Annotated in this window: 16 protein-coding genes; 7 read left to right on the top strand and 9 right to left on the bottom strand. The window is 67.4% G+C overall.

Features of this window, described 5'->3' with window-relative positions; translation table 11 throughout:
* Positions 1-14 precede the first annotated feature (14 nt).
* From DM816_RS00760 to DM816_RS42045, 3 genes are all read left to right on the top strand, one after another.
* Positions 15-584: a TetR/AcrR family transcriptional regulator gene (locus DM816_RS00760; protein ID WP_117208065.1), complete on the top strand. Its 570-nt coding sequence runs from the start codon at positions 15-17 to the stop codon at positions 582-584.
* Entirely contained in the window at positions 581-1,186 is a 606-nt protein-coding gene (locus DM816_RS00755; protein WP_117208064.1) for a hypothetical protein, read from the top strand. The genes DM816_RS00760 and DM816_RS00755 overlap by 4 nt, the downstream gene beginning before the upstream one ends.
* Before the next feature lie 839 nt (positions 1,187-2,025).
* Complete coding sequence (locus tag DM816_RS42045) at positions 2,026-2,295, top strand: hypothetical protein (RefSeq protein WP_162906966.1); 270 nt, start codon at positions 2,026-2,028, stop codon at positions 2,293-2,295.
* A 63-nt stretch (positions 2,296-2,358) separates the two neighbouring features.
* Here DM816_RS42045 and DM816_RS00750 read toward each other — a convergent pair whose 3' ends face one another.
* The 6 genes from DM816_RS00750 to DM816_RS00725 all read right to left on the bottom strand — a co-directional run bounded on the left by DM816_RS00750 (position 2,359) and on the right by DM816_RS00725 (position 9,168).
* Positions 2,359-2,838 carry a hypothetical protein gene (locus DM816_RS00750; RefSeq protein ID WP_117208063.1) on the bottom strand — a complete coding sequence of 160 codons (480 nt, stop codon included), beginning with the start codon at positions 2,836-2,838 and terminating at the stop codon, positions 2,359-2,361.
* 67 nt (positions 2,839-2,905) lie between these two features.
* Positions 2,906-3,829: a dihydrodipicolinate synthase family protein gene (locus DM816_RS00745; protein WP_117208062.1), complete on the bottom strand. Its 924-nt coding sequence runs from the start codon at positions 3,827-3,829 to the stop codon at positions 2,906-2,908.
* A complete protein-coding gene (locus tag DM816_RS00740; RefSeq protein WP_117208061.1) occupies positions 3,826-4,749 on the bottom strand; it encodes an oligopeptide/dipeptide ABC transporter ATP-binding protein in 924 nt (307 codons plus the stop codon). Before DM816_RS00740 ends, DM816_RS00745 begins: the two co-directional genes overlap by 4 nt.
* Positions 4,736-6,610: a dipeptide/oligopeptide/nickel ABC transporter permease/ATP-binding protein gene (locus DM816_RS00735; RefSeq protein ID WP_117208060.1), complete on the bottom strand. Its 1,875-nt coding sequence runs from the start codon at positions 6,608-6,610 to the stop codon at positions 4,736-4,738. Before DM816_RS00735 ends, DM816_RS00740 begins: the two co-directional genes overlap by 14 nt.
* Positions 6,607-7,566, bottom strand: coding sequence for an ABC transporter permease (locus tag DM816_RS00730; RefSeq protein WP_117208059.1), 960 nt, complete (start codon positions 7,564-7,566; stop codon positions 6,607-6,609). Before DM816_RS00730 ends, DM816_RS00735 begins: the two co-directional genes overlap by 4 nt.
* On the bottom strand, positions 7,567-9,168 hold the full coding sequence (locus DM816_RS00725; protein WP_117208058.1) for an ABC transporter substrate-binding protein: 1,602 nt from the start codon (positions 9,166-9,168) through the stop codon (positions 7,567-7,569). It abuts the gene before it with no gap.
* Positions 9,169-9,485: 317 nt separating this feature from the next.
* Here DM816_RS00725 and DM816_RS00720 point away from each other — a divergent pair, with 317 nt between their 5' ends.
* Together DM816_RS00720 and DM816_RS00715 are read left to right on the top strand one after the other, a co-directional pair.
* On the top strand, positions 9,486-10,169 hold the full coding sequence (locus DM816_RS00720; RefSeq protein WP_162906965.1) for a FadR/GntR family transcriptional regulator: 684 nt from the start codon (positions 9,486-9,488) through the stop codon (positions 10,167-10,169).
* A gap of 10 nt (positions 10,170-10,179) precedes the next feature.
* The gene (locus tag DM816_RS00715; protein ID WP_117208056.1) at positions 10,180-11,964 is read left to right on the top strand and encodes a sialidase family protein; all 1,785 of its coding nucleotides are present in this window, start codon (positions 10,180-10,182) and stop codon (positions 11,962-11,964) included.
* A 93-nt stretch (positions 11,965-12,057) separates the two neighbouring features.
* Here the strand turns inward: DM816_RS00715 and DM816_RS00710 are convergent, their stop codons facing one another.
* Positions 12,058-12,906 (bottom strand): lytic transglycosylase domain-containing protein, encoded by an 849-nt coding sequence (locus tag DM816_RS00710; RefSeq protein ID WP_246001389.1) that lies wholly within the window; start codon positions 12,904-12,906, stop codon positions 12,058-12,060.
* A gap of 6 nt (positions 12,907-12,912) precedes the next feature.
* On the bottom strand, positions 12,913-13,509 hold the full coding sequence (locus tag DM816_RS00705; protein ID WP_117208100.1) for a dihydrofolate reductase family protein: 597 nt from the start codon (positions 13,507-13,509) through the stop codon (positions 12,913-12,915).
* A gap of 92 nt (positions 13,510-13,601) precedes the next feature.
* Between DM816_RS00705 and DM816_RS00700 the strand changes: the two genes are divergently transcribed.
* Positions 13,602-13,961 (top strand): YciI family protein, encoded by a 360-nt coding sequence (locus tag DM816_RS00700; protein WP_117208055.1) that lies wholly within the window; start codon positions 13,602-13,604, stop codon positions 13,959-13,961.
* Here DM816_RS00700 and DM816_RS00695 read toward each other — a convergent pair.
* Positions 13,958-14,635 (bottom strand): FadR/GntR family transcriptional regulator, encoded by a 678-nt coding sequence (locus tag DM816_RS00695; protein WP_117208054.1) that lies wholly within the window; start codon positions 14,633-14,635, stop codon positions 13,958-13,960. The genes DM816_RS00700 and DM816_RS00695 overlap by 4 nt on opposite strands.
* 78 nt (positions 14,636-14,713) lie before the next feature.
* Between DM816_RS00695 and DM816_RS00690 the strand changes: the two genes are divergently transcribed.
* Positions 14,714-16,642, top strand: coding sequence for a beta-galactosidase (locus tag DM816_RS00690; RefSeq protein ID WP_117208053.1), 1,929 nt, complete (start codon positions 14,714-14,716; stop codon positions 16,640-16,642).
* Positions 16,643-16,644: the final 2 nt, after the last annotated feature.

Here is a 16,644-nt window from a genome sequence, read left to right as displayed (position 1 = left end):
TTAGCTTTTAGGCTATGAGTCCTAGGGCAGGGTTGTCGCCGTCGGCGGTCATCGATGCGGCACTGGAAATCGTTGATGCGCAAGGACATGGGGCGCTCACGCTGGCATCGGTGGCCGCCCGCACGGGTGTGGCGACGCCGTCGCTCTACAAGCACGTCGCGGGCCTGGCCGAGCTGCGCGCGCTCGCCGGCGCGCGGGTGATGTCCGAGCTCGCCCAGGAGCTGACCGACGCGGTGATGGGCCTCAGCCGCGACGAGGCCGTGTCGGCGCTGCTGCAGACTGGGCGATCCTATGTGGTCAAGCATCCGCACCGATACGCGCTGATGCCGCTCGACGCGCTGCACCATCCGCTCACGGCAGACGCGGGCGCCAAGCTGATAAACGTGTTACTCGCGGTGCTGCGCGGTTACGGCCTGCGCGGCGCGGCTGCGGTGCATGCCACGCGCTGCATGCGGGTCATCATGCACGGCTTCGCCTCACTGGAGGCGGCCGGTGGCTTCGGCCTGCCCGAAAGGCTCGACGACACCTATCAACAGCTCATCGACATGTTCGTCGCGAGCCTGCCCAAGGAGAAAATAAGGTGATTCAACGTTACCGCTTCGCGTCCGTCGCCCTGGCCGCGGCCGGAGTGCTGTTCCTGCTCTATCCGGTGTTCCGGCCGTGGCACGACGAGTCTACTTTGGAGGGTGCACGCGCTTCGATCGGGTCTGGCGCGTGGGTCGCCTCGCACCTGTTCGCCATGCTCGGCTTCGTCCTCGTGCCGCTGGGGTTGCTTGCGCTGCACCGGTTCCGGCTCGGGCTCGCGGCGGCCGTCGTCACGTGGATCGGTGCTGGCCTGACCCTGCCCTATTATGGCGCCGAGGATTTCGGGCTCTACGCCGTCGCACACAGCCCGGGAGCCGACCTCGTGGGGATCGCCGAAGCGTTCCGCTACAACACCGTCGCCGCCACCATGTTCGCCATCGGCCTGATCACTCTCGGCATCGGCGCCGTGCTTGCGGCCGTCGCGGTCTGGCGTTCCGGCGAACTTCCGCGCTTGTCCGCCATACCGTTCGCGCTCGGCTTCGTCCTCTTCCTGCCGCAGTTCTTCGCCCCACCCGCGGCCCGCATCGCCCACGGCGTGCTCATGGCCGCCGGCTGCCTCTGGCTCGCCACCGCCCTCTGGACCCGCCTCGCGCGAAGGTGATGCGGAACTTTTTTGTGAGGCAAGAGTTTGTGTCATGGGGTGCGTTGCCGGTGTGGGTTCTGGAACCGATCACGCCGCCCAGCCCGCCAGGGGAGAGCGCCTTGGTGGGCCGGGCCCATCCCCGCGCCGACCCTTTAGGCCCTCGTGGAGTGAAAGCAAGGGTCATGGGAGGTCGGCTTGAAGGCTACGGATGTCCGATCCGGACGAGGGTTGCGAAGAGCCAGTCGGCTGACCAGCGCTTCGCAAGGTAGGTCTGATCCATCCATGCAAATTTGCTTAGACTAACTCTGCGAATGCGGTGGATTTAGATTAGCTTCCTCGGCCGGGCGGCTGCCCGCGATCCCGTGCGGGGCCAGACCGCGACCGTTGCGGCCAGAGACGCCGACAGCAGGGCGGTGATAGCCCAACGCGCCGTCTTGGTGGTGGGGTACGTCATCGATCAGTGACGCGTGACGCTACCGAGCCTAGCCCGCAGTTGGCGTGCCGACCGGCGCGTGCACGATCGACAGCCCGCTGCTTCTGGCCTGGGTTCGAGCAGCCGGCCTCAGTCCGCGGCGACGCAGCCCTCGCATTTGGTCCAGATCAGCCCACATCGGTGTCACGTTCCGGCCCCGAACTTGTTGCTTCGAACACAGCGATGTCGGGGGAATACGGCCAGGCATCCGAGGTGCGGGGAGGGGCCTTCCAGTGATTGCTCTGCCATTCGTCCACCCGCGCCACATTAGAGGCATCCGCGCTCATCCGTGAGACAGTCAGGTCCACCCCGGGTGGACCGAATCCATACGGGGTGGATGCGCGGCAGCGGCCCCACGGCCCAGCTAGGTGCTCCCATAAGCAGCATGGCATCCAGCACCCTGAGCCTCGCACTGGCCGCACTGGCCACCACGACCCTGCTCGTCCGAGCGCTGGCCACCGTGGCTCGGGAAGCCCGCAACTGCCTCTTCCTGTGGCTCGCACGACATGGCACCCGGCCCGACCAGCGCACCCAGATCATAAAGGCCCTCCCACCAACTGACCAGCGACCGCTACCACCGGCCGACACGACTGTCCAGTGTGACCAGTCGTCAGGACTCCAGCGTGGCCCGCGCAACGAAACCGGTACCAGATAAGAAGAATCCGGCAGTGCCATAGCGGTGGCACTGCCGGGATTGGGCTTTGGTTCGGCGCCGGCGTTATTGCTCGGCGCTCAGGCTACGCTTGCGCTTACGGAATTTTTCCCAGACCTCCAGCGGCACGAACACCAGTGTGATGACGGCCGCGCCCACGACCGCCCACAGGATGACGATCGACGGGGGTAGGTGGCCGAGGCCCGCGCTCTCCGCCCAGCTGGGCGACAGGCCGATGGCCGGGAAGCCCTCCCAGAACAGGAACCATAGCAACGTGCCCAGCCCGATGGCGATCCCGTATGCCGTGAAATGGCCCGCCTTGGAGAACAGGATGCCGAGGATCCCCGCGACCACCAGGTAGATGATGACCGTCGCCTGTTGGCCGGCCTCTGTCGGGAAGCGATCCGAGATGTAGTTGAAGGTCGCCTCGCCGGCGTCGAGGACCTGCCGCCAGAACACGACGAGCAGCACGATCCCGATGACGATCAGCGCCGCGATCAAAAGGCCGCGCAGGACTTTCGCCCCGCCGCCCTCACCTTCGACCATGTTTGCGCTCCTTAGTGCCGAGGGGTTCGAAGGGCTCCCATCATCGCACCTGATCGTTAGTTGCGCATCAGAGGAGTTGTGCATCCGCCAAATGCTTGCCGACCTGGGCGATTTCGTCCGCGTCGAGCGGAATCTGAGGCACGGCCGTTGTCGGGTAGTCGATAATTCCGCGCAGATAGAGCGCGGCCTTGAACGCGCCGAGCGCCGAGGAGCCCCGGCCCATGTGCGGGCCGCCGACGCCGACCAGGGTGAACAGGCGGACGAGGCGCTCCTGCTCGGCCCGTGCAGCCGCCCAGTCGCCGCTGCGCGCGGCCCGGAACAGCCGGACATAGCCGTGCGGGTCCACATTGCCCAGTCCCGGCACGACCCCGTCGGCGCCCATCCACAGCGCCGAGTCGACGGTGAGCTCAGAACCGGTCAGCACGCTGAACGCCAGCCCGCGATCCCGCTTGCCGAGAATGACCGACCTGAACCCGCCCTCGTCTCCGCTGGAGTCTTTGAGCCCGGCGAGGACGCCCTCGGCCCCCAATCGCAACAACAGCTCCCCGGGAAGCTTGCTGTGGACCGATACCGGCAAGTCATAAGCATATATTGGTACGGCCGCAGCCGCCGCGATCGTCCGGAAGTGCACCTCGATTTCGGCCGGGTGCGTGCGCGTGTAAAACGGGGCCGTCACCACGATCCCGTCCGCCCCCGCCGCGACCGCGGTCCGCGCGTGGTCGGCGACGCGCAGCGCGGTCATGTCGATGGCACCCGCGACCACCGGCACCTGCCCCGCCACGTGCCGCACCACCGTGTCCACCACGACCCGGCGATGCGCATCCGGCAGGAACGCCGCCTCCGAAGACGAGCCGAGCACGAACAGCCCATCCACCGCGCCGTCCAGCAGGTGGTCGACGAGCCGGGTCAGCGACTTGACGTCCACTTCGAACTCGGGTGTCAGCGGCGTGCAGACCGGCGGGATGACTCCGGTCAGCGAGGCGGTCGTCATAGGTCTTCTCCACGGGAAATCGGGTGGTAGCAACGGAATTCGTGACCGCCGTCCCCCGCCGTCGGGGGCATCTCGGTCGCGCAGACATCGTCGGCGCGCCAGCATCTGGTCCGAAACGGGCAGCCGCTGGGCGGGTGGGTCGCCGATGGGACGGGTCCGCTCAGCGGGATGGGGTCGATCGGGTGCAGCAGCCCGGGTGTGGCCGAGAACAGCGCGCGCGTGTATGGATGCCGTGTCGCGTCGGGCACGGCCAGTGCCGGGGCCTGCTCCACGATCCGGCCGAGATACATGGTGACGACCCGGTCGCTCATCCGCCGCACGGTCTGGATGTCGTGCGACACGAACACCATCGCCAGCCCGAGCCGCTCCTTCAGGTCCTGCAACAGGTTGAGGATCTGGGCCCGGACGGACACGTCCAGTGCGCTCGTCGGCTCGTCGGCCACGACCAGTTCGGGCTCCAACGCCAGGGCCCGCGCGATCGCGACCCGCTGCCGCTGCCCGCCGGACACCTGCCCGGGGAGCACGTCGGCCACGCTCGCCGGAAGGCCGACCAGGTCGAGCAGCTCACGCACGCGAGCCTCCCGCTGCGCCATCGTCCCGCGCTTGTGCACGTCGAGCGGGTCGCGCAGGATCTGGCGGATGGGCAGGCGCCGGTTCATCGCGGTGGACGGGTCCTGGAACACCATGCCCACATGCGACCCTCCATAGGCGACGGTCCCTTGCGTCGGCTTCTGCAGCCCTACAATGACTTTTGCCAGCGTCGACTTGCCACAACCCGACTCGCCGACGATGCCCACGGTCTCACCCTTGGCGACCGTCAGATCGGCCCCGGTGAGCGCGTAAACCCGGTCGCGCCGGAACAGCCCACCCGACCGCGCCTTGTGCACCACGTGCACATCCTTGAGCTCAAGCAGGCTCATACGTCTTCACCTCCGCGGGGTGGTGGCAGGCGAACTCGTGCCGACCGGCCTCGCCCCGCAGCACGGGCGGATCGGTCAGGCAGATGTCCGTGGCCGCCGGGCAGCGGTCGGCGAAGCGGCAGCCGGCCGGGAAGTCGGCGGGCGAGGGCACGACACCGCGGATCTGGGTCAGCCGGGCCGCGCCCGCCTCCAGCGAGAGCACCGAGCCGAGCAGCCCGCGAGCGTAGTGGTGCCGTGGCGACCCGACGACCGTTGCGGTGACACCGGTTTCGACGATCTGCCCGCCATACATCACGACCACCCGGTCGGTGATGTCGGCGACGAGCGCCAGATCGTGCGACACGAGGATCAGCGCGAACCCGAGCTCGGCCCGCAGCCGCAGCAGCAGCTCGATCACCTGGGCCTGCACCGTCACGTCGAGCGCGGTCGTGGGCTCGTCGGCCACGATGAGCTTGGGATTGCGCGACAGCGCCATCGCGATGAGCACCCGCTGCCGCTGCCCGCCGGACAGCTCGTGCGGATACGAGGACAGCGTGCGCGCCGGGTCGAGCCCGACCATTTCGAGCAGCTCGACCGCCGTGCGCTTGCCGCCGCGCCGGATCAGCTGTTTCAGCTGCGCGCGGATCGTCATGGCCGGGTTGAGCGAGGACAGCGCGTCCTGGTAGACCATGGCCATGTCGTGCCCGAGCAGCCGCCGCCGCTCCCCTTTGGACAGTGCGAGCAGATCCCTGCCGGCGAACCGGATCCGCCCGCGGACGCGGGCGTCGCGCGGCTGCAGCCCCATGATGGTCAGCGCGGTCAGCGACTTGCCGCACCCGGACTCGCCCACCAGGCCGAGCACCTCGCCCGGCCGCACCTCGAACGACACCCGGTCGACGATGTCGACGCCGCCGTGCTGCCCGTCGAACCCGATCGCGAGCTCCTTCACCGACAGCACGGGCTCGCCCGTGGGCAGCGGCCGCGCCCGTTCGGCGAGCCGGCGTGCCGCTTCGGCCAGTCCAGGCAGCTCGACCAGCTCGGCGCGCTCCACACGGTCCTGTTTGGACACCGAGGCCGGCGCTCGCCTCGCGCTTGGCGCCGCCCAAGCGTCGGACACGCCCTCCGACAGGATGTTGAGCGCCAGCACGGTGAGCAGGATCAGCAGGCCCGGGAACACCGTGGCCCACCAGCCGCCCAGCAGCACCATGTTGCGCCCGTCGGCGATGACGCTGCCCCACGACGGGTCGGGCGGGCGCACGCCCGCGCCGATGAACGACAGCGACGCCTCGAACACGATCGCGTCGGCGACCATCACCGTGCAGAACACCAGAATCGGCGCGGCGCAGTTGACGGCGACGTGCTTGATGATGATGTGCGGCACGCGGGCGCCGATCACCTTCTCGGCCGCCACGTAGTCTTCGCTGTATTGCGCGATCACGTTGGCCCGGACCACGCGGGCGATCGACGGCATGTAGAGGAACGCGATCGCGAGCACCAGCACCGGGACGCTGCCCCCGAACACCGCCACGAGCACCGCCGCGAGCGCGATGCCCGGGAACGCCATGATGACGTCGAGCACCCGCATGATGCCCTCGTCGATCGACGGTCGGGAGGTGGCCGCGATGGCACCGATCACGGCTCCGACCACGAGCGCGATCGCGGTCGCGCCGAGCCCGATCAGGAGCGACCACCGCGCCCCGTAAAGCAGCCGGGTGAAGATGTCGCGGTTGGAGCTGTCGAGCCCCATCCAGTGTTCGGCGCTGGGCCCGCCCCCGGCGGCGTGCTGCACGTAGGGCGAGTCGGGCGCGATCCACGGCGACAGCACAGCGGCCAGCGCGACGAGCAGGAGCACCGCGAGCGACACCTTTGACGAAAGCTTCATGACGCCGCCCTCAACCGCGGGTTGACCAGCAAATAGAGCACGTCGACGAGGAAGTTCACCACCACGAATCCGGTCGCGATGGTGAGCACCACGCCCTGCACCACCGCCGGATCGCCATCCCGTACCGCATTGATCATCAACGTCCCCATGCCGGGCAGTGAATAGATCTGTTCGATGACCACCGCCCCGCCGAGCAGGTAGCCGATCCGCAAACCCAGCACCGTCAAGGGATTGATGAGCGCGTTACGCAACACGTTGCGCCCCACCACGACGATCGGCGGCAGGCCGCTGCCGATCGCTGTGCGCACATAGTCTTTGTCGAGCTCTTCGACCATCGAGGTGCGGATGATGCGGGTCAGTTGCGCCGCAACGGGCAACGACAGCGACAGGGCAGGCAGGATCATCGAGTTGAACCAGCCGCCCAGCGAGTCGGCCGGGTTGATGTAACCCCCCGTCGGGAACCAGCCGCGATCCACGGCCAGCCACTGAATCATCAACAGCGCCAACCAGAAGGCGGGCGCGGCGACCCCGATCAGCGACACCAGGCGGATCACCTGATCGGGCCAGCGATCGCGGAACAGCGCGGCGATGATCCCGAAGACCAGCGCCAGCACGATCGCGATCGCCAGCCCCATGAACGTCAGTTGCAGCGTCAGCGGCATGGCCGTGAGCACCGAGTCCAACACCGGTGCCTTCGTCAGCACGCTGGTGCCCATGTCGCCCTGCACGAGATCGCCGACGAACCGCACGTAGCGCACGGGCAGCGGGTCGAGCAGGCCGTTTTCCTCCTGGAACTGCCTGATCTGTTCCTGCGTCGGGTTCGCCCCCTGGAAGTATGCGTACTCCGGTTTGTTGTTGGAGAACCGCATGATGATGAAGACGAACAGGATGACGCCGAGCAGCAGTGGCACCAACAGGAGGAGCCGGCGCACCAGCATCCTGACGACAACAACCATTTACGACCTCTTAGCCTGCAACAAGGTGATGCCAGGGTAGGCCTGCGGTCTCACACCGGTCAGCTTCTTGGCGTCCCAAGCGGTCATCAACTCGGTGTGCACCACCGGATAGAGCACCGCCTGCTCGGCGATGATGTCCAGATATTGGTGTACCAGCGCGAGTTTCTTGGCCGGGCTGGGCTCCCGCGTCGCCGCGTCCATGAGCTGGAAGAGGTTTTTGGCCTCCGGGCTGCCATCCCACTTGGTGTATTTCATCCACGTGCCGCCGGATGTGTAGTTGTAGCGCAGGATCAGGTCGGCGTCGAGGCCGAACTGGTTGGGGTTCGACGCGGCCGCGACCACCTGATACGACTGCGACTGGTCCATCTTGGTGAACAGCGCGCTCGTGTCCTGTGGCTCCAGCGTGGTTTTGATCCCGATCGCCTCCCAGGAGTTGGCGATGGTGGGCAGGCAGTCGGCGATCCAGCTCACGTTGACGGCCATCAGCGTGATGGACAGATTGGACACTCCCGCGGCCGCGAGCAGCTGCTTGGCCTTGTCGGGGTTGTAGTCGTACACCGTCTTGGCCTTGGCATAGGACGGGTTCTGCTCGTTGAGGAAGCTGGTCGACGGGCTGCCGTGCCCCTTCAGCGCGACCTCAATCATTTTCTTGGTATCGATGGCGTAGAGCAGTGCCTGGCGGACTCGCACGTCGTCGAACGGCTTGTTGGCCGTATTGAACATGAGGAACATGTGGTTCATGCCCTTGCCGCCCTCGACCGTGAGGCCCTGCTTGCGCAGCGCGTCGATGTTGGCGTAGGGCACGTTGTCCGCGATCTGTGCCTCCGCGCTGCCACCGGAGATCTTCGCGACGCGGGCCGGGGCGTCCACAATGGACAGCCAGTTCATCTTCTTGATTGCTGGCTTGCGCGGACCGTTGTAGTCGGCGAACGCCTCGAACGTGGTGTTGGACTTCGGGTTGTGCGCGGTCTGCTTGTACGGGCCCGAGCCCACCGCCTTGCCGCCCTTGGCCTCGTCCCATCCGCCGGACGCGCCGAACACGTGCTTGGGCATGATTTTGGCGATCGTCAGGCGCTGCAGCGCGTCCGGGAACGGGAAGTGGAACACGAGCTCCACCGCGCTGTCACCGGCCGCGCGGACCTCCTTGAGCCACGACGCGAAGAACGAGCGCACGAGCGTGTTGGCCTGCGGGTCGAGCACGCGCTGGAACGTGAACAGCACGTCGTCGACCGTGACCGGCTTGCCGTCGTGCCACTTGGCGCCCTGGCGCAGGCTGAACTTCCACGACGTCGCGCTCGTGTCGCCGGGCAGCGCCGTGGCCAGGGCCGGATAGGGCTCACGCGTGATCGGGTCGGTGTCGATCAGGCCCTCGTAGATGTGGTTGTTGGCGGCCATCGAGAACGCCGACGCCGTCATCGTCGGGTCCCAGCTCTGGTTGTTGCCGTATCCGATGACGGCCGTGACGAGATCCTTGTCGCCGCCCGCACCGGTGGTCGTGGTGGAGGCGGGACCGCTGCACGCGTTGAGCGTGGCGGTGATGGCCGCCGCCGCGCCGAGCGTGCCGCTGTATCGCAAGAAATCGCGTCTATCGAAGGCGTTCAACGGTGCCTCCTTATCGAGGGTGAGTCCTGAAGGTTGGTTCCTTCAGGCGAAGCCGTGCTCTTGCGCGGTTCGGGCCGGAAGCGAAGCGATCCCAACCCTGCCCGCCGACTACGCCCCGAAGGCTCTGGTTCCTTCAGGCGAAGCCGTGCTCTTGCGCGGTTCGGGCCGGGCGCGGAGCGATCCGGCCCGAACCGCTGCTAGTTAACACCGTTGGACGTCCCACGTCCGATGTCCTAGGGTGTTGAGGCTAGGGGCGATCATGCCTCGGGTCAAGGCCTGATGACCAGGAGATGTCCATGGTGTTTCAAAACCGACGTTTGACCCGCTCAGCGGAGGTGCAGGAGGCAGTCAAGAACATCATCCTGCAGCGGGGCCTGGTGGCGGGCGATCCCCTGCCCACCGAGGCCGAGCTCATGGACACCCTGGGCATCGGGCGCAACTCGGTGCGCGAGGCGCTCAAGTCGCTGCAGGCGGTCGGGATCGTGGACATCCGGCACGGGTTCGGCATGTTCGTCGGGCGCATGTCGTTCAACGGGCTGGTCGACGAGCTCGCGTTCCATGGGCGGATGGACCTGCGCTCCCACCTGAGCGACCTGATCGAGATCCGCGAGCTGCTCGAATGCGGGCTGGTGGAGTTGCTCATCGAGCGCGGCTGCGAGGACCGCGAGACCGCGCTGGTGATCGAGCGGATGGAGGCCGAGGCACGAGTCGGACCCGTGTCGCCGGAGACCGACAAACTGTTCCACGAGGTGCTTTATCGGCCGCTGGGCAATCCGCTCGTCGGTAGTCTGCTTGGCGCGTTCTGGGATGTCTACCACCAGCTGCGGGACACGCTGGGCACACCCGACGAGGGTCCGGTCGTGGTCGCCAAGAAACATCGGGACATCTACGAGGCGGTGATGGCCGGCGACCGGGTCGCGGCCGTCGCGGCGATGCGGGCGCACTTCGACGGGGTGCGAAACCGGCTCAAGCGTCTTGAGGACATCCCACGTCCCACGTAGTATCCCCGGCATGAACCTCCTCGCGACCGTCCTCGCGGTGACCCTCCTCAATCCTGTGGCCGTGGATTCAGGCCCCATCTTCGAAGAGCAAACACTGTTCAAGCAAAGGGAAGCGGGCTACTTCTGCTTCCGCATCCCGGCAATCGTCAAGGCGGGCAACGGGGATCTGCTCGCGTTCGCCGAGGGCCGCGTCGTCGACTGCGGCGACGACGGCGACATCGACCTGGTGATGAAGCGCTCGACCGACGGCGGTCGCACCTGGGGACCGGTTCAGGTGGTCGATCCCGGAAACGGCTCGACGCATGGCAATCCCGTGCCGATCGTCGACGAGGCAAGCGGCCGGGTCGTGCTCGTGACGACGCGCAACGGACCGGAACCGTGCCCCAACGGGTGCGACCGCGACCCGTGGGTGCTGCACAGCGACGACCACGGTGCCACTTGGTCGGCGCCGCGCGAGATCGCCAAGGACCTGAGCTGGAACCATTGGTACGCAACGGGTCCCATGCACGGCATCCAGCTGCGCAACGGGCGGCTCGTCGTGGGCGCATCACACGAATCGTTCGACGGCACGCGGCACGTGTACGGTACGCACCTGCTGGTCAGCGATGACGCCGGGCTGACCTGGCGGGTGGGCGCCAGCGCGCAGGTCGACGATGGCACGATCATCGCGCAGGAGGTGACCGTCTTCGAGCGCTCGGACGGCGCGGTCTATGCGCTGGCGCGGGAGCGCGGCACCGACCCGGGCCACCGCGCCTACGCCGTCAGCAGCGACGGCGGGCTCACGTTCGACGCTCCGTTCAGGATAGTGCGCGGACTGGAAATGCCCGACGTGCAGGCGTCCACACTGAAGGTCGGCAATCGGGTGCTCCTGTCTTCGCCCGCGCATCCCGTGGCCCGCGAAGTGATGAGCGTCCGATCGTCGTGGGATGACGGGCGCACGTGGGAGACGTGGCAGGAGGGCAAGGTAATCCATTGGGGCCCAACGGCATACTCCGATCTGGTCGCGATCGGCGGTTTGACCGGGCTGCTCTATGAGGCCGGCAACGCCTCGCCCTACGAGTCGATTCGTTTCGCGCGCTTCAACGATGCCTACCTGAAGACGCCCAACGCAACGCCGCCCGGCATCCCCGCTCCACCGGAGCCCGGGCCCACGACACCTTCGCACAGCCGCACTCCCGCCTATGTGCGCGGCGGGGCGTCGCTGGTGGACGGGCGGTTCGGCAAGGGGATGGCGTTCGACCGCGTCGACGACCGGATCGAGGTCCCGTTCGACGAGTCGATCGACGTCGCGGGCGATGACTTCACGATGATGACGTGGTTGCGCTATTCGGCGACCTCGGGCTCCCATGCCATCCTGTGGGCATATCGCGTTGGTTCGGGGACGACGCCGCAAATCTGGCTGCGCGCCGAACCCGCGAGCAACCGCATCCGCGCGCTCATCATGGTGGACCGGTTCAACGTCTCCGTCCAATCCACACGGTCCTACAACGACGGACAGTGGCACCATGTCGTGCTACAGCGCGCGAACGGTCGTTTCGTGCTCAGCGTGGACGGCGTGGAGGTGGGCGCCACCTCGGTCCCGCCCGGCTCAGTCACCGCGGGCAAGGAGTTCGGCGTGCACGGCATCCACATCGGACAGCGCATCGACGGCGTGGACCGCCTCCTCGGCGCACTCGACGAGGTCCGGGTCTATCGCCGCGCGCTGCACCCGACCGAGCTCGACCTCATCCGCACACACAATCTCCCGATCGGCGGACGCCTCGGCTTGCGGTTGCCGTTGGAGTCGATCGCCTGATCGGTCCGGGTGTTTCTCGACCGCCGCACGCCGCGGCGGTCGAGAAACACCCCGGGTGTGGGGCGCGCAGCTGCCGCGCGCCCCACACCGCTTCTAGAACCTGGACGCCAGCGCGCGGACGTTTTCGATATAAGCGTGGTTGGTGAAATATCCGGGCACGTCATCGGTCGCCGATTTGTCCACCGCGCCGTGCCCGATGTTGTACGCCGAGATCACGGCGTTGAGCAGGCACCACTCACGGTGGTCGGGGACCGCCGGATCCTGCGAGCAGTGCGACGCGCGTAGCGCGTAGTCGCTGTCGAAGTAGCTGTCGGCGAAGTATTTGATGAGCCACTGCAGGTATGCACTGCCCAGCATCGCGTTGCCGGAGACCTCACGCACGCTGTAACCGGTACCAAATCGGCGGTTCATCCAATCGGCTGTCGAGGGCAACACCTGCATCGCGCCGATCGCGCCCACGCACGACACGATCGCCGACTGCCATCCGCTCTCCTGCTCGGCCACCGCCTTGATGAGATTTTCCGGAAGCGTGACGTTGGAGACGGTCCAGAACCGTTTGGCCGCAGCCGCCGACAGGGCCGCACCGACCTGCTCGCGCGGCGCGTTGGTGCCCTCGTAGTGCGGGGCGCATCCGCTGGGCTCGGCCGGGGGTGCGGGCGGGGCGGGCACCGGGCTCGTGGTCGGCTTGCGGCTCGGCTTCGGTTTGGGCGAAGGCGATCGCGACGCGGAAGGTGACGGGGTCGGGCTCGGTGAGGGCGTGGGCGTGGGCGTGAACTCCGGCGACGGCGCCACACTGGGCACGGGCGACTCCGCTGCCACGAACGTGTTGGCCGCCGAGCCGCCGTTTCCGCGCAGCATCAACACTCCCGCACCGGTGATGCTGAGCACGACAAGTGCCATGCCCAACACGACCGCATGCGTGCTTTTGAATCTCCCCGTCATGGGCAGTCAGCCTACCGCGCCACGCTCGTCCTCGTAGACCGCGATGATCACGCCCGTCGTGGTGGTCACAGAATCGGTGAGGCGCAATGCGTCCGCCGGGACGCCGTCGGGGAACAGCCGCTTGCCCGTGCCGAGCACGAGCGGGTGGATGAGGAGGAGGTATCCGTCCACGAGCCCGTGGCGCAGCAGTGTCTGGATGAGATTGCCGCTGCCGAGCACGGTCAGATCGGTGGTCTGCTTGAGCTCGCGGACCGCCTCGGCCACGTCGCCTTCGAGCAGCACGGAATTGTGCCACTCCAGCGGGCCGGTCGACGTGCGCGAGACGACATATTTGCGGGTGCGGTTGATGACCGCGGCATAGGGGTTGTCGTCGCCCTGGCGCGGCCAAAACGCGGCCATGTTTTCGTAGGTGCGCCGCCCGAGCAGCAGCGTGCCCTCGCCGCCGGCCATCTTCTCGCCCATGAAGCGGCCCATCACCTCGTCATTGCGCGACATGGCCCAGCCGCCGTGAGCGAATCCGCCGCTGCGATCCTCGTCGGGCGCGGCGGGCGCCTGCATGACCCCGTCGAGCGTCACGTGGTTGCAGACCATGAGCTTGCTCATCGAAAATCCCTTCTCGTGCATCGTGCCTTCGAGGAGGGGTCGGAGCCGGGCGGCCCGTCTCGACATGATCGGCAAAAAATCTTGGAGGCTGTATGCGGTACCTCATCATGATTTATAGCAACCCGAAGTCGCGGGAGATTTGGGAGGGCTTCACCGACGAGCAGCGGGCCGAGGGCTGGGCGGCGCATCGGTCGCTGATGGCCGACATGGCCGCGGCCGAGGAGCTCGTGCTGGTGCAAGGGCTGGCCGACCCGTCGCGGGGCAAGGTCGTGACGACGGAGGACGATGGCTCGGCCGTGGTGACCGACGGGCCGTTCGCGGAGGCGAAGGAATATCTGGCCGGGTTTTTTGTGGTCGAGTGCGAGGCGGATCGGGCGATCGAATACGCGGCGCGCATCCCCGAAGCGGGGCATGGGCTGGTCGAGGTGCGCCCGATCGTCTCCGCCGGCTAGCCGGCTTGCTCAGCCTTGTTTTCCGCGCGGGCGACGCGGGCCTTGACGTCGCGGAAGTGGTTGCGCATCGCCTGCTGGGCGGCGTCGGAATCGCTGCGGCGCAGCGCGTCGACGATGCGCCGGTGGTTGGCCACGATCTGCTCGTTGCCCTCGGACGGCGCCCCGAGCAGCGCCTCCACGTCGTGGTACACAATCCAAAAAAGATCGATCAGCTGCAGCACGAGCTCGTTGCCGCACGACTCGTAGAGCAGCGCGTGGAACGCCCGGTCGGCCTCCAGGTCGGTCCGCATCGCCGTCACCAGAGCGTCCAATGCCGACAGTCGCGCGGGGGTGGTCGAGCCGGCGACGCGCGCGATGAGGCCGACCTCAAGCAGCTCGCGCACCTCGACCAGGTCGCGCAGGGCGTGGATGCCACCGGACGGACCCGAGCGGATGCGAAAGCGCAGCGATGGGCTCATCACGTCGAGGGAGGCCCGCCCCACGAAGGTCCCGAAGCCGTGCCGGATCTCGACGATGCCCAGTGCCTGCAGGGCACGGACGGCCTCACGCACGCTGTTGCGGCTGGCCCCGAGCAGGTCCATCAGCTGCGGCTCGGTGGGCATGGGCGCGCCCGGAAGCAGCCCGCGCTCATGGATCAGGTCGACGATGCGATCCTGGACCGTAGCCTTGGCCATCGAACCTCCGCTTGACGCATGTTTGGATGTCACTCTAGCTTCGTGCAGGGACATCCCATGTCCCACGTTTGGAGCATAATGACTATCTGGTACGGCGGCGACTACAACCCGGAGCAGTGGGGCCCCGAGGTGTGGACCGAAGACATGGCGCTCATGCGGCGGGCGGGCGTCAACCTGATGTCGGTCGGCATCTTCTCATGGGCGAGCGTCGAACCGCGGCCCGGCGAGTTCGACTTCGGCTGGTTCGACCGCGTGATGGACAACTTCGCGGACAACGGGATCGGGGCGAGCCTGGCCACGATGACCGCCTCTCCCCCGCCTTGGTTGTCGCACCGGCATCCCGAGGTGCTCCCGCGGCAGGAGGATGGCACGATCCTGTGGCCCGGCTCGCGCCAGCACTACTGCCCGTCGAGCCCGGTCTACCGGGATTACGCGGCCCGGCTGGTGGAACAGGTGGCGGCGCGCTATTCCGGCCATCCCGCGCTGACCATCTGGCACATCGGCAACGAGTTCGGATGCCATGTGCGCCAATGCTTCTGCGACGTGTCGGCGGAGGATTTCCGGCGCTGGCTGCGTGCTCGCTACGGCACGATCGACGAGCTGAACCGGGCCTGGGCGACCAGCTTCTGGTCGCAGCGCTACAGCGACTGGGCGGAGATTCACCCGCCGCGGACGGCGCCGACGTTGCTCAACCCGGGGCAGCGGCTGGACTTCGCGCGGTTCAGCGACGACGCTCTCCTCGAGTGCTATCGGGCCGAGCGGGAGATCGTGCGCCGGTTTTCGGACAAGCCCGTGACGACGAACTTCATCGGGCTGGTGCACAAGCCGATCGACTCGTTCAAATGGGCGTTGGAACAGGATGTCGTCAGCCTCGACAGCTACCCCGATCCGGTGTCGGGGCGGGCACACAAGGAGGCCGCACTCGGATACGACCTGGTGCGGTCCGCCCGGGGCGGGCAGCCGTGGCTGTTGATGGAGCAGGCGCCGAGCGCGGTCAACTGGCGCGAGCACAACGTGCCCAAGCCACCCGGGACGATGCGGCTGTGGAGCTGGCAGGCCGTGGCGCAGGGGGCCGACGCGGTGATGTTCTTCCAATGGCGGCAGTCGCTGGGCGGGGCGGAGCGGTTCCACTCGGCGATGGTCCCGCACGGCGGGACGCAGACCCGTGTGTATGAGGAGATCCGGGCGCTGGGGCAGGAACTCACCCTTGTCGAAGGCGGCGGGCGGATCCGGGCCGATGTCGCGGTGTTGCACGACTGGGACAACTGGCACGCGGTCGAGGGCGACGCGCATCCGGCCCGCATCGACCTGTTCGAGACGCTGATGGCACACTACGAGCCGCTGTTCGACGCCAATGTGACGTGCGATGTCGTGCACCCGTCAGCGGACCTGTCCGGCTACAAGCTGGTGGTGGTGCCCAATCTCTATCTGCTGCACGACGGAAGCGCGCTGACCCGCTATGTCCACAATGGAGGGCACCTGCTGGTGTCCTACTTCTCGGGCATTGTCGACGCGCACGATCGGGTTCATCCCGGTGGCTATCCCGCGCCGCTGCGCGAGGTGCTCGGCCTGCGCGTGGACGAGTTCTGGCCGTTGTCCGAACCAACGATGCTCTCGTTCAACGGGACGCGTGACACGGCATCGCTATGGTCGGAATGGCTCACGCTTGAGGGCGCGGACGTGGTCGCGACGTTCGACGACGGGCGGCCCGCGGTGACCCGGCACGCCCATGGCGCAGGACTCGCGTGGTATGTAGCCACCCGCCCTTCCCCAAGCCTGATGCGCACGCTGCTGGACAACGCGTGCGCCGAGGCCGGAGTCCAGCCGGTGCTGACCGGCCTGCCCGAGGGCGTGCAGGCGATCCGGCGCGGCCGGCATCTGTTCCTGCTCAACCACTCCGGTGAGCGGGTGACCGTCGCCGTTCCACCGGGCGGAACACCGCTCATCGGCACGGCTAAGCTTGATCCACGCGACGTTGCGGTGTGGTCCTACCCGGAGGGTGTGTAAGC

It is taken from the genome of Allorhizocola rhizosphaerae (genome assembly GCF_003426775.1).
GTDB lineage: Bacteria > Actinomycetota > Actinomycetes > Mycobacteriales > Micromonosporaceae > Allorhizocola > Allorhizocola rhizosphaerae.
This window is presented reverse-complemented; position numbering and strand designations above follow the sequence as displayed.

Excerpts from the sequence above, each read along its gene's own strand:
- DM816_RS00760 (WP_117208065.1), top strand. The coding sequence starts at position 15 with ATGAGTCCTAGGGCAGGGTTGTCGCCGTCGGCGGTCATCGATGCGGCA.
- DM816_RS42045 (WP_162906966.1), top strand. The coding sequence starts at position 2,026 with ATGGCATCCAGCACCCTGAGCCTCGCACTGGCCGCACTGGCCACCACG.
- DM816_RS00690 (WP_117208053.1), top strand. The coding sequence starts at position 14,714 with ATGACTATCTGGTACGGCGGCGACTACAACCCGGAGCAGTGGGGCCCC.
- DM816_RS00735 (WP_117208060.1), bottom strand. The coding sequence starts at position 6,610 with ATGAAGCTTTCGTCAAAGGTGTCGCTCGCGGTGCTCCTGCTCGTCGCG.
- DM816_RS00710 (WP_246001389.1), bottom strand. The coding sequence starts at position 12,906 with ATGACGGGGAGATTCAAAAGCACGCATGCGGTCGTGTTGGGCATGGCA.
- DM816_RS00705 (WP_117208100.1), bottom strand. The coding sequence starts at position 13,509 with ATGAGCAAGCTCATGGTCTGCAACCACGTGACGCTCGACGGGGTCATG.
- DM816_RS00745 (WP_117208062.1), bottom strand. The coding sequence starts at position 3,829 with ATGACGACCGCCTCGCTGACCGGAGTCATCCCGCCGGTCTGCACGCCG.
- DM816_RS00700 (WP_117208055.1), top strand. The coding sequence starts at position 13,602 with ATGCGGTACCTCATCATGATTTATAGCAACCCGAAGTCGCGGGAGATT.
- DM816_RS00715 (WP_117208056.1), top strand. The coding sequence starts at position 10,180 with ATGAACCTCCTCGCGACCGTCCTCGCGGTGACCCTCCTCAATCCTGTG.
- DM816_RS00750 (WP_117208063.1), bottom strand. The coding sequence starts at position 2,838 with ATGGTCGAAGGTGAGGGCGGCGGGGCGAAAGTCCTGCGCGGCCTTTTG.
- DM816_RS00740 (WP_117208061.1), bottom strand. The coding sequence starts at position 4,749 with ATGAGCCTGCTTGAGCTCAAGGATGTGCACGTGGTGCACAAGGCGCGG.
- DM816_RS00730 (WP_117208059.1), bottom strand. The coding sequence starts at position 7,566 with ATGGTTGTTGTCGTCAGGATGCTGGTGCGCCGGCTCCTCCTGTTGGTG.
- DM816_RS00695 (WP_117208054.1), bottom strand. The coding sequence starts at position 14,635 with ATGGCCAAGGCTACGGTCCAGGATCGCATCGTCGACCTGATCCATGAG.